Here is a 12,401-nt window from a genome sequence, read left to right on the forward strand (position 1 = left end):
ACCGTGCCTTCCGCCTCCGTCGGCGGCGGGTTAGTTGTAAGGGGCTTCGATCCTCGTTGTCAGGGATGCGCCCTCCCCGTGAGGAGGAGAAAAGGCGCTCCCAGGCTCACCGGGTGGCAGGAGGAGAAGGCCGGAATCCGACCCTAAGTTCGAAGAGGGGCAGCGGCGCAGGGCCGCTCTCGGGCCCGAGGGGACGGACCGGCGATGGGTACGACAGAAGGAAGACGACGCGGACGCGAGCGCGGCGGGCCGCCGGGGCGGGGGCCGGGAACGGCGCCCGCCCCGCGCGGGATCGCGGCACGCGCCGGTGGCTGGAGCGCGCGGCACCGGTGGACGGCGGTCACCGTATGGGTGCTGTTCGTCGTACTCGCCATGGGACTCGGCTCGGCGGCGGGCCGGGTCGACGTCAAGGACAGCGACCAGATGTCCGGCGAGATCAGCCAGGCGGAGCGGATCATCGAGGACTCGGGTCTTGAGGAGCCGGTGAGCGAGTCGGTCCTCGTCCAGGGTGTCGACTCGTCAACGTCCGCCACGGACAAGGAGTTCCGCGACGGGGTCGCGGCGGTCATGGCCGCCGTCGAGCGTACGGGCGAGGCCGTCGACGTCACGTCGCCGTACGACACCAAGACCATCTCGAAGGACGGGCGCAGCGCGCTGGTGCAGTTCAACATGCGCGGCGACCCGGAGACCGCGAGCGAACGCGTCGAGCCGGTGATCAAGGCCGTCGACGGCGTACAGGAACAGCACAAGGACACGCTGCGGATCGCCGAGATCGGCGGCGCCAGCATGAACAAGACCTTCGAGGACGCGTTCGGCGACGACTTCAAGCAGGCGGAGATCTCCGCGGTACCGGTCGCGCTGGGCATTCTGCTGATCGCCTTCGGCGCGCTGGTCGCCGCTCTGCTGCCGATCGCGCTGGCCCTCACCGCCATCATCGCGACGATGGGGCTCATGGGCGTGGTCAGCCATGTGATGCCGATGAGCGAGACGGCCAACTCGGTGATGCTGCTGGTGGGTCTGGCCGTCGGCGTCGACTACTGCCTGTTCTATCTGCGGCGTGAGCGCGAGGAGCGCGAGGCCGGCCGCGACGCGGCCACGGCGCTGCGGATCGCCGCGGCGACCAGCGGCCGGGCCGTCATCGTCTCCGGTGTGACGGTCTGTGTGGCCATGGCCGGCATGCTCTTCACCGGGCTGGCCGAGTTCAAGGCGATGGGGCTCGCTTCGCTGATGGTGGTCGCGGTGGCGATGGTCGGTTCGGTGACCGTGCTGCCCGCGCTGCTTTCCCTGCTCGGCGAGCGCGTGGAGCGGGGCCGGGTGCCGTTTCTGAACCGCCTCAAGCAGTCGAAGAAGCAGCGGGCGGCGGCGGCCGGGGGCGCCGGGGCCGGCGGCACGGGTGAGAGCCGGGTCTGGCGCGCGGTGCTCGGTGGCGTGCTGCGCCGGCCGAAGACCGCGCTGGTGGTCGCCGGGGGCGCGCTTGTCGCCATCGCCCTGCCGGCCGTCGGCATGCAGACGCAGAACCTCACGCTGGACCAGGAGTTCGGCGACTCGCTGCCCATCGTCCAGACGTACGAGCGGGTCAACGAGGCGTTCCCGGGCGGCGCCGACCCGGCCGAGGTCGTGGTGCGGGCGGACGACATCAACGCCGCGCCCGTACGGCAGGCAATCGCCGACTTCCGTGCTCGGGCGGTGAGTTCGGGCGCCTCGCAAGGGCCTGTCGAGATCGTCACGCACGACGCGCAGAACATCGCGATCATCGAGGTGCCGCTGGTCGGCGGCTCGGACCAGGACCGGGCGGAGAAGAGCCTCGGGCTGCTGCGGGACACCGTACGGCTGGCCACGTTCGGCACGGTCGACGGCGTCGAGGCGCCGATCTCCGGCCAGGTCGCCGGGTCGAAGGACTTCAACGACCAGCTCGCCGGGGCGGTGGCGCCCGTCTTCGCCTTCGTCGTGATCTTCGCCTTCGTCCTGATGCTGCTCTGCTTCAGGTCGCTGACGATCGCGGTGACGTCGATCGTGCTCAACCTGCTGTCGGTCGGCGCCGCCTACGGCATCCTGACCGCCGTCTTCCAGCACGGCTGGGGCGCGTCGCTGGTCGGCGCCGAGGGCGTCGGGGCGATCATCTCCTGGCTGCCGCTGTTCCTCTTCGTGATCCTGTTCGGTCTGTCGATGGACTACCACGTCTTCGTGGTGTCCCGGATCCGCGAGGCGCGGACGCAGGGCCGTACCACCCAGGAGGCCATCACCCACGGGGTGGTGACCACGGCGGGTGTGGTGACGAGCGCGGCGGTGATCATGGTCGCGGTGTTCGCCATCTTCGGGACGCTGTCGATGCAGTCGATGAAGCAGATGGGTGTGGGCCTGGCGGCGGCGGTGCTGATCGACGCGACGATCATCCGGGGCGTGCTGCTTCCGGCGATCATGGCGCTGCTGGACGAGCGCAACTGGTACTTCCCCAAGTGGCTGCGGTGGCTGCCCGACCTGACGCACGACGAGTCGGTCGTCGAGGCCGGGACCGGTGCGGGCGACCCGTACGAGAAGGCCGGCGAACAACCGGATCCGGTGCGAATCTGACGCACTGTCACCTCTTTTGAGCATCGCATGACGCCGTACGCCCGACCGGCCTCCACCGGCCGGGCGTACGGCGTCATGCGATGCGCGCGGTGCGTGCCGGGGGGGGTGCGGGGGTGCGTCAGGCGGTACGTACCGGCAGGGCGACCTCGATGATGTCGGCCGCCTGGCACGTGCCGCCCTCCTTCGCCATGTCCTGCCTGATCTCCGCACCTCTGCGGGCGACTTCGGGGTCCGCCACGAGCGCGGTCACCGCCTCCCGCATGGCGATGCGGGCACGCTGTCGTGAGGTCATGACCGCACCGTAGCATCCAGCGAGACGAGACGTATCGTCGCTCTTGGAGGGCTCAGTCATGCCGCAGCCCCGCGTACAGAGCCAGCCAGGCCCGGGGCGGCACATGCGCGACGATCTCGGCGCGGTCCACGCGCGCGGCGTCGAATGCCGCGTCCAGTTGTCGACGCGCGTGCCCGGCCCGGTGCAGCGACGCGTACAGCGATCCGCCGACCCCGGAGAAGCCCAGCCCGACCAGACGCCGGTAGCCGGCGAGTTCGGCGGCGGGCAGCAGCGGGCGCGGGCGCCGCTCGACCCGCAGGATGCCCGCGTCCACGCGCGGCACCGGGCGGAACTCGCGCCGGCCGATCCGGCCGAGCAGCCGCCACTCGAACTGCGGCCAGGTCTCCACCGTCCGCAGTGACCAGCGGCCGAAGTCCCCGGTGCGCTTGCGGGCGTATTCGAGCTGCGTGATGAGGGTGGCGTCGGTCAGCGCGGGTGCGCGCAGACACCAGCCGACGATGTCGGCCGTACGCGAGAAGGGCACGTTGCCGACGACGGCGAAGCGCTCGCGCGGCGGGTCAACGGCGACGAAGTCGCCCTCGTACACCCGCACATGGGGTGTGGCGGCGAAGAGGGCGCGGAGCGGCGGGACGAGCCCGTGGTCGATCTCGTACGTGCGCAGCTCGCGGCAGTACGGCGCGAGCGCGGCGGTCAACGCGCCCCGGCCTGGGCCGACTTCGAGCAGCAGCCCGGTGCGGTCGGGGCGGGCGGCACGTACGAAGCGGGCCGCGGTGGCGGGATCGGTGAGGAAGTTCTGCGAGAGCGTGCGGGCACGGTGGTGCTGCCGGCTGCGGGCCATGGCCTGCGTCCTGTCTCCTGAAGGGCTTCGTGGGCAGACGAAGGCCCTGACCGGAGCAGGGTCGAGCGGCGCACGGACCATGGACCACGGGTCAACGGACCACGGGGCGTGGATCGGTGCGCTCGGGGATGCGCTGAATCAGCGGTCGAAGATCCCCTGGCCGGTCAGGGCGCCGGGGGCGCGCCGCAGCCGGGTGAAGGCGGCGACGGAGCCCCGGACGGAGCGGATGCTTACGATCGCCATGAAGGTGCTACCCATGGCACGGACATTAGACGGACCGGATCGTCTCGCACAACTGATTACCGGGGGCAGGGCGAGAGGGCCCAGCGCTGACAGCGGGCCAGGGACCAGGTGCCCCGGCGGCCTCCGGCAGGGTGCTGACCAGTGAGGGGTTCGTCAAGCGAACCCGCGTGAATGCGAGACTGAGGGCCGATCTCGCCGGAGCGACCGGAGAGTGACGGGAGAGTTCTGATGGACGAGGCACGGGCGCGCGCCGTACTGGACGCCACGGAGCTGCCGCACGGGCCGGGGCCCGACGCCGAGTTGCTGGCGCTGGGCGAGAACGCGGTGTTCGGCGTCGGCGAGCTGGTCGTCAAGGTCGGCCGGAGCCTGGCCGAAGCCCCGGAGCTGCTGGCCCGCGCCGAGCGTGAACTGGCCGTCGCGGACTGGCTCGCGGCGAGCGGTGTCCCGGCGGTCCGGGCTGCGGAGCCCAAGGCCCGTACGGTGGACGGCCACCCGGTGACGCTCTGGCGGCGGCTGCCCGCTGCCGTACGGCCCGCGGGCCCCGCCGACCTGGCGGAACTGCTCCGGCTCGTCCACGCCCTGCCCGCGCCGCCCTTCGAACTGCCGCGCAGGGAGCTGCTCGGCGGCGTGGAGCGGTGGCTGCGGATCGCCGGCGACGCGATCGACGCGGCCGACGCCGGCTATCTGCGCGAGCGCAGGGACGGTTTCGCCGCTGCCGCGGCGGCGCTCACCCCGCACCTCGCGCCGGGGCCGATCCATGGCGACGCGCTCCCCCGCAACGTCCATGTCGGCCCGGACGGACCGGTCCTGGTGGACCTGGAGACCTTCGCCACGGATCTGCGCGAGCACGACCTGGTGGTGATGGCGCTGTCCCGGGACCGGTACGGGATGTCCTCGGAGGCGTACGACGCCTTCACCGCCGTGTACGGCTGGGACGTTCGGGACTGGTCCGGCTGCGGGGTGCTGCGGGGGGCGCGGGAGACTGCGAGTTGTGCGTGGGTGGCGCAGCACGCGCCGACGAATCCGGGGGCGCTCGCGGAGTTTCGGCGGCGGGTGGCGTCGCTGCGGGACGGTGACGCCGAGGTGCGCTGGCGGCCCTTCTGACGGGCGGGCCGCTGCGCGGGGCTGTTCCCCTACCCGCCCCTTCCCGAAACCGGAGCTCCGCCCCGGACCCCGTACGGCCTCCGGCCGTGCCCTCAAACGCCGGGCGGGCTGATTTTCGGGGCTCCGCCCCGGACCCCGCTCCTCAAACGCCGGAGGGGCTGAGTGCGGGGCTGGACAGGCCCGTTGTCACCGTCGCCCTCAAACGCCGGCGGGGCTGAAAGGCCCCGCCCCGCGCTCAGCTCGTCGCCGGCACCAGTTCGCGCAGTGGCCAGTCCGCGTCCACCACCGCGTCCGTGTTGCCCTTGCGGCGCAGGAAGCTCTGGAAGTCGGCCGCCCACTCCGCGTACCAGGCGATCTGCCGCTCGTGCAGCGCCGCCGCCGACAGGGACGCGACCTGGCGGTGGCGGGCCGCTATCGCCGTCGCCACCCGGACCGCCGCCAGCGCGTCCTGGCCCGCGTTGTGCGCGCCCTCCAGCACCACCCCGTACTCCGTGCAGACCGCCTCCAGATTCCGCTTGCCCCGGCGGTACTTGTCGACGGCGCGGTCGATCGTGTACGGATCGATCACCGGGCCGATCGGCCCGCCGCCCATCCGGTCGTTCAGCGACGGCAGCCCGTGCCGCGCCAACTCCGCCGCGAGCAGCGTCAGATCGAACGACGCGTTGTACGCCACGACCGGCACGCCCCGTGTCCAGTACCCCGTCAGCGTCGCCGCGATCTCGTCCGCCACCTCACGCGCCGGCCGCCCCTCCGCCGACGCCCGCTCGCTGGTGACCCCGTGGATCGCCGACGCCTGCTCCGGGATCCGGATGCCCGGATCGGCCAGCCAGTCCCGCCGCTCCCCCACCGCACCGTCCCGTACCGCGATCACCGCCGCGGTCACGATGCGCGCCTCCAGCGGCTCCGTGCCGGTCGTCTCCAGATCGAATCCGGCCAACGGCTCCCCGTGCCAGCTCATCCCCGTCCTCCTTCACGCTTCTCCCCGTTCGACATTCACCTTCGCACGCGGCACTGACAACGCCGGGCGGAGCCTTGACCCGGCCTCAGGAGACGGGGCGCGAGTCGGCCCACACCGACTCGAACTCCTCGCGGTACGTCTGGAACAGCCCGTGCTCCGTGTCCTGGCCCACCCGCACCACATCGCGTCCCGCGCCCCGCAGCACGAGCACCGGCGCCTCCATGCCGCGCGCCCGTCTCAGATACGACTGCACGACCGCGAGGCCGTCCGCGCCGTCCCCGTCGACCAGGTACGCGGTGAAGCGCGGCGTCTCGTCGAAGACATGGATCTCGAAGGCGTCCGGGTCCCGGAGCCGCGAGCGCACCCGGCGCATGTGCAGGATGTTCATCTCCACGGAGCGGCTCAGCTCGCCCTTCTTGAGGCCCAGTTCGCGCTCGCGGCGCTTGACCGAGCTGCTGGCCGGGTTGAGGAAGAGCAGCCTTATCCGGCAGCCGGACTCGGCGAGTCTGACGAGGCGCCGGCCGGAGAAGTTCTGCACGAGGAGGTTCAGGCCTATCCCGACGGCGTCGAGGCGCCGCGCGCCGCCGAAGAGGTCTTCGGCGGGGATCTGCCGCTGGAGGCGGACCCGGTCGGGGTGGACCGAGACCACGTCCGCGTACCGGTCGCCGACCAGGTCCTCCACGGCGTCCACCCTGAGCCGGTCCGCGGACGGTACGGCCGTCCCGCTGCCCAGGATCTCCAGCAGCCGCGCGGACGCCCGCTCGGCCTGTGCGAGCACGGCCTCGGACAGCGCCCGGTTGCGCGAGACGACGTTACGGGCGACCTCCAGCTCGTCCAGGGCGAGCTCCACGTCGCGGCGGTCGTCGAAGTACGGCTGGAAGCCCGGCCAGTGCTGGACCATCAGCTCCCGCAGTTGCGGGAGCGTCAGGAAGCTGAGGACGTTGTCGTCGGCCGGGTCGAGCAGATAGCCCTTGCGGCGCGACACCTCGCGGACCGCCACGGCGCGCTGGACCCACTCCTGGCCCGCCGGTCCGGCGGCCGCCACCACCCAGTCGTCGCCGTGCACCGGCTCGTAGATCGGCTTGAGAATCGCCGAGACGACGGCACGCAGCCGCTGTTCGACCAGATTCAGCCAGATATAGGCCCGGCCGGCCCGCTGGGCGCGCGTACGCACCTCGCTCCAGGCCTCCGGACCCCAGTCCAGTTCCGCCCCGATCTCCATCGGCCGTGCGAGGGAGACCGCTCCGGGCGGGATGTCGCCGGGAACCCCCTCGTGACCTGGGTCACCTGGGGGTAGCTCCAGCCCTCCCGAGCTCACCCGCGCACCGCCTTCCCTCCCCTTTCAACGATCAAGGAAGGGTACTGCGCAAACGGGAGGAGGTGCAGCCGGATGCGCAGGCTCGTTTCTCAACTCCTGTGGTGCGGGCGGGCGTTCTGTGTGCCGATCTCGGCCGAAGTGGGATGATTCATAGGTATTGGGCCTGGTGACAGGGGGTCGGACGAGGGGCATCGTATGGTCTGAATCCGGCCATATGCCACGTCAGGACACGGTCCGGCAACGGGGTGGTGCCCAAAGAACCCGAAGTTGACCCACCGGTTCGTTCGACTGCTTCCGGCCCGGCTTCCGAACGGGCCTCCTAGGAGGTTGCGCCTCTTTCGGGGAGTATCTGATCGGAGAAGGCCCCCGCACCCGGATCAGAAATGGAAGAGTCATATCTATGCAGGTCTGGCCGGGACAGACGTATCCCCTCGGCGCCACCTACGACGGCGCCGGAACCAACTTCGCGGTCTACTCAGAGGCCGCGCACCGGATCGAGTTGTGCCTCCTGCACGACGACGGATCAGAAACGGCGGTGGAGCTCCGCGAGACGGACGCCTTCGTCCGGCACGCCTATCTGCCGGGGATCATGCCCGGCCAGCGGTACGGCTTCCGGGTCCACGGGCCGTACGCGCCCGAGAACGGGCAGCGCTGCAACTCGGCGAAACTGCTCCTGGACCCGTACGCCCGCGCGATCAGCGGCAGCATCGACTGGAACGAGTCGGTGTACGGCTACCACTTCGGCAGGCCCGACTCGCGCAACGACATGGACTCCGCACCGCACACGATGACGGCCGTCGTGGTCAACCCGTACTTCGACTGGGGCGACGACCGCCGCCCGCGGACCGACTACCACCGCACCGTCATCTACGAGGCCCATGTGAAGGGCCTGACGATGCTGCACCCGGAGCTGCCCGACGAGCTGCGCGGTACGTACGCGGGGCTCGCCCATCCGGCGGTGATCGAACACCTCACGGAGCTGGGCGTCACCGCGCTGGAACTGATGCCGGTGCACCAGTTCGTGAACGACCACCGGCTGGTGGACTCCGGCCTCAACAACTACTGGGGCTACAACACCATCGGTTTCTTCGCCCCTCACAACACCTACGCCTCCTGGGGAGACCGGGGCGAACAGGTGCTGGAGTTCAAGCAGGCGGTGAAGGCGCTGCACGAGGCGGGCATCGAAGTGATCCTCGATGTCGTCTACAACCACACGGCCGAGGGCAATCATCTGGGCCCGACGCTCTCCTTCAGGGGCCTCGACAACGCCTCCTACTACCGTCTCGGCGCCGACAACCCGCGCTACTACACGGACACCACCGGCACCGGGAACTCGCTCCTGATGCGCAGTCCGCACGTGCTCCAGCTGATCATGGACTCGCTGCGGTACTGGGTGGAGGAGATGCATGTCGACGGCTTCCGCTTCGACCTGGCCGCCACGCTGGCCCGCCAGTTCCACGAGGTGGACCGGCTGTCGTCGTTCTTCGACCTGGTCCAGCAGGACCCGGTGGTCAGCCAGGTGAAGCTGATCGCCGAGCCGTGGGACGTCGGCGAGGGGGGCTATCAGGTCGGGAACTTCCCGCCGCTGTGGACCGAATGGAACGGCAAGTACCGCGACACGGTCCGTGACCTGTGGCGGGGCGAGCCGCGCACCCTGGCGGAGTTCGCGTCGCGGCTCACCGGCTCGTCGGACCTGTACCAGGACGACGGGCGGCGCCCGCTGGCCTCCATCAACTTCACGACCTGCCACGACGGCTTCACCCTGCACGACCTGGTCGCCTACAACGACAAGCACAACGAGGCGAACGGCGAGGGCAACAGGGACGGCGAGAGTCACAACCGCTCCTGGAACTGCGGGGTGGAGGGCGAGACCGACGACCCGGAGGTACGGGAGCTGCGCGACCGTCAGGTGCGCAACTTCATCGCGACGCTGATGCTGTCCCAGGGCGTGCCGATGCTCAGTCACGGCGACGAGTTCGGCCGTACGCAGGGCGGCAACAACAACGCGTACTGCCAGGACAACGAGGTCGCCTGGGTGCACTGGCCCGAGAAGGGCGACGAGAAGAACAAGGGCCTGCTCGCCTTCACCCAGACGATGGTCTGGCTGCGGCGCGACCACCCGGTGTTCCGGCGGCGGCGGTTCTTCCACGGCCGTCCGGTGGAGGGGACGCACGACGAGCTGTCGGACATCTCCTGGTTCACCCCTGAGGGTGAAGAGATGATCCAGGGCGACTGGCAGGCGACCGACGCGAAGGCCATGTCGGTCTTCCTGAACGGACAGGCCATCTCGGAGCCGGGGCCGCGCGGCGAGCGGATCTCCGACGACTCGTTCCTGCTGATGTTCAACGCGAGCGCTCGGACGCTGGAGTTCGCCGTGCCCGTGGATCACGGCAGCCAGTGGCGGATCGTCGTGGACACCTCGCGTCCGGAGGGTGTGCCGCCGGGCGACGGTCCGAAGGTGGACGCGGGCGAGCGGATCACGATGATCGGCCGCAGCATGACGGTGCTGATGCGGTCTGTGTAGGCGGGGCGGGTGCGGACGGGCCGGGGCGCTTACGGACGGGCCGGGGCGGGTGCGCGGAGCCCGTACCCGGTCCCGGCCCGTCGCGTGTGTCGTGGCACGATGGCACCCGTGTCGTGGCCGCTCCCGTGGCCGGTCGGCTGCCGAATGCATGACCGGATGACACAGAAGCCGTTGAGCGGGGTACGTACGTTCGCATGACGCCCTCTGCCACCTACCGGCTCCAGCTCCAGCCGGACTTCCCCTTCGCAGCCGCCGCCAAGGCGGTGCCGTACGTGGCCGCGCTCGGGGTCTCGCATCTGCATCTGTCGCCGGTGCTGGAGGCCATGCCGGGCTCGACCCACGGATACGACGTGGTCGACCACTCGCGCGTGCGCGCGGAGCTCGGCGGTGAGGAGGGGCTTCGGCGGCTGGCCGACCGGGCCCACGAGTACGGGCTGGGGATCGTTCTCGACATCGTGCCCAACCACATGGCGACCGCGCCCTCGCAGAACAGGGCCTTGTGGGAGGTGCTGCGGGAGGGTCCGGCGTCCCCGTACGCCCGGTGGTTCGACATCGACTGGGAAGCCGGCGGCGGGAAGCTGCTGCTGCCCGTCCTGCCGGGCCCCGTGGGCGGTGAACTCGGCGAACTGCGCGTCGCCGACGGCATGTTGCACCACGGTGAACTGCGCTTCCCGCTCGCCGAAGGCACGGCGGAGCTGCCGCTGCCCGCGCTCCTCGACGCCCAGCACTACCGGCCCGCGTGGTGGCGGCTGGGCCGTACCGAGCTCAACTACCGCCGCTTCTTCACCATTTCGGAGCTGATCGGGGTACGGGTGGAGGACCCGGAGGTCTTCACCGCGACCCACGCCAAGATCCTCGAACTCGTACGGGACGGGGTCGTCGACGGTCTGCGGATCGACCATCCGGACGGTCTCGCCGACCCCGAGGAGTATCTGCGGCGGCTCAACGAGGCCACGGGCGGCGCCTGTTGGACGGTGGTGGAGAAGATCCTCACCGGTGACGAGCCGCTGCCCGCGAACTGGCCGGTGGCCGGGACGACGGGCTACGACGCGCTGCACCGCATCGACGGGCTGTTCACCGACCCGGTCGGCGCCGACGAACTGGCCCACCGTTTCAGGGACTTCACCGGGCCTGCGGGCGACCGGGGCGGCTACTGGGAAGCGACCGTGCGGCGCGCGATGTACAAGGTCGTCATCGACGAACTGGCCGCCGAGACCTCGGCGCTGGCCCGGATCGCGGAGCGGATCTGCGCGACCGACGCCGCGTTGCGCGACCACGCGCCGTGGGCGCTGCGGACGGCCATCAGAGAGCTGCTGGTACGGGTGCCCGTCTACCGGCCCTACACGGTCGCGGGCGGGCCGTGCCGGGAGTCCGACGAGGCGGCGGTGTCCAAGGAGGCGGCGCGGCAGGCCAAGGCGGCGTTCGCCGTGCCGGAGGAGGCGGCGGCCGTCGACGTCGTACGGGAGCTGGCGCTCGGCCGGCTGGGGGGCGGTCCCGACCGGGCGGCGTTCTGCGCGCGTTTCGCCCAGACGTCGTCCGCGCTGCGCGCCAAGGCCGTCGAGGACACGGCGTTCTACCGCCATGTGCCGCTGCTGTCCGCGAACGAGGTCGGCGGCGACCCTGGGCGGCCCGCGGTGAGCCCGGAGCGCTTCCACGACTACTGCGCACGCCTGGCCCGCGACTGGCCGGCCACCGGCACCGTCCTGACGACGCACGACACCAAGCGCAGCGCGGACGTACGGGCCGCGATCGCCGTCCTGTCCGAGTGCCCCGAACGGTGGGACGCGCTGCTGCGGCAGCTGGCGGGGGTTCCCGCGCCGGACGCCCAACTGGCCTGGCAGGCCTGGCAGACGGCCATCGGCTTCACCCCGCCGGAAGCGCCGCCGGACGGCGCCCGGATGGAGCCCGCGCTGCTCAAGTCCGTACGGGAGGCGGGGCTGCACACGAGCTGGACCGAGCCCGATCCGGTGTACGAGCAGGCGGTACGGGACTTCGTCGCGGCGGGTCCGGCGGGCCGGCCGCGCGAGGCGGTGGCCCGTCTCACCCGTGAACTCGCCCCGTACGTAAGGGCGAACACGCTCGGGGCGGCGCTGGTCCATCTCACGATGCCGGGTGTGCCGGACATCTACCAGCGGACCGAGCGGGAGTATCTGGCCCTGGTCGACCCGGACAACCGCGAACGCTTCCGTACGGGCCCGCCCGACGAGAAGACCGTGCTCACGGTGGCGGCTCTGCGGCTGCGCCGCGAACGCCCGCACGCCTTCGCGGAGTCGTCCACGTACACGCCCTTGAAGGCGACGGGCCCGGCGACGGACCACTGCACGGCGTTCTCCCGTTCCGGCGAGGTCATCTCGGTGGTCACGAGGCTGTCGCTGCGCCTGGCTTCGTCGGGCGGCTGGTCGGGCACGGTGCTGGAACTGCCCGCGGGCCGCTGGACGGACGCGCTCTCCCCGGACCGGGAGTTCGCCGGCGGGCCGATCTCCCTGACGGAACTCCTGTCGGCGAGCCCGGTGGCGCTGCTGTCGCGCCGCGAGTAGCCGGGCCGGTCGGGAG

The 12,401-nt window shown here is 71.2% G+C and carries 8 protein-coding genes; 4 read left to right on the forward strand and 4 right to left on the reverse strand.

All coding sequences use genetic code 11. The features are described from left to right. The first annotated feature begins 204 nt into the window (after positions 1–204). On the forward strand, positions 205–2,571 hold the full coding sequence (locus OIE74_RS07560) for an MMPL family transporter (protein WP_329379777.1): 2,367 nt from the start codon (positions 205–207) through the stop codon (positions 2,569–2,571). A 118-nt stretch (positions 2,572–2,689) separates the two neighbouring features. Here OIE74_RS07560 and OIE74_RS07565 read toward each other — a convergent pair whose 3' ends face one another. Next, positions 2,690–2,863: a hypothetical protein gene (locus OIE74_RS07565; protein ID WP_443076052.1), complete on the reverse strand. Its 174-nt coding sequence runs from the start codon at positions 2,861–2,863 to the stop codon at positions 2,690–2,692. A 52-nt stretch (positions 2,864–2,915) separates the two neighbouring features. Then, positions 2,916–3,701: an ErmE/ErmH/ErmO/ErmR family 23S rRNA (adenine(2058)-N(6))-methyltransferase gene (erm, locus tag OIE74_RS07570; protein ID WP_329379779.1), complete on the reverse strand. Its 786-nt coding sequence runs from the start codon at positions 3,699–3,701 to the stop codon at positions 2,916–2,918. A 471-nt stretch (positions 3,702–4,172) separates the two neighbouring features. Between erm and OIE74_RS07575 the strand changes: the two genes are divergently transcribed. After that, positions 4,173–5,048, forward strand: coding sequence for an aminoglycoside phosphotransferase family protein (locus OIE74_RS07575; RefSeq protein WP_329379782.1), 876 nt, complete (start codon positions 4,173–4,175; stop codon positions 5,046–5,048). Positions 5,049–5,283: 235 nt separating this feature from the next. Here OIE74_RS07575 and OIE74_RS07580 read toward each other — a convergent pair whose 3' ends face one another. Next, entirely contained in the window at positions 5,284–6,006 is a 723-nt protein-coding gene (locus OIE74_RS07580) for a 3'-5' exonuclease (RefSeq protein WP_329379784.1), read from the reverse strand. Between the two features lie 85 nt (positions 6,007–6,091). Beyond that, a complete protein-coding gene (locus tag OIE74_RS07585; protein ID WP_329379787.1) occupies positions 6,092–7,324 on the reverse strand; it encodes an SAV2148 family HEPN domain-containing protein in 1,233 nt (410 codons plus the stop codon). 400 nt (positions 7,325–7,724) lie between these two features. On the opposite strand from OIE74_RS07585, the gene glgX reads away from it, so the two are divergent. Together glgX and treY are read left to right on the forward strand one after the other, a co-directional pair. Further along, positions 7,725–9,848, forward strand: coding sequence for a glycogen debranching protein GlgX (glgX, locus tag OIE74_RS07590; protein ID WP_329379790.1), 2,124 nt, complete (start codon positions 7,725–7,727; stop codon positions 9,846–9,848). 194 nt (positions 9,849–10,042) lie between these two features. Next, positions 10,043–12,385, forward strand: a complete 2,343-nt coding sequence (gene treY, locus OIE74_RS07595) for a malto-oligosyltrehalose synthase (protein WP_329379792.1) — start codon at positions 10,043–10,045, stop codon at positions 12,383–12,385. Positions 12,386–12,401 lie beyond the last annotated feature (16 nt).

The sequence above is a fragment of the Streptomyces sp. NBC_01716 genome (genome assembly GCF_036248275.1).
Classification (GTDB): Bacteria; Actinomycetota; Actinomycetes; order Streptomycetales; family Streptomycetaceae; genus Streptomyces.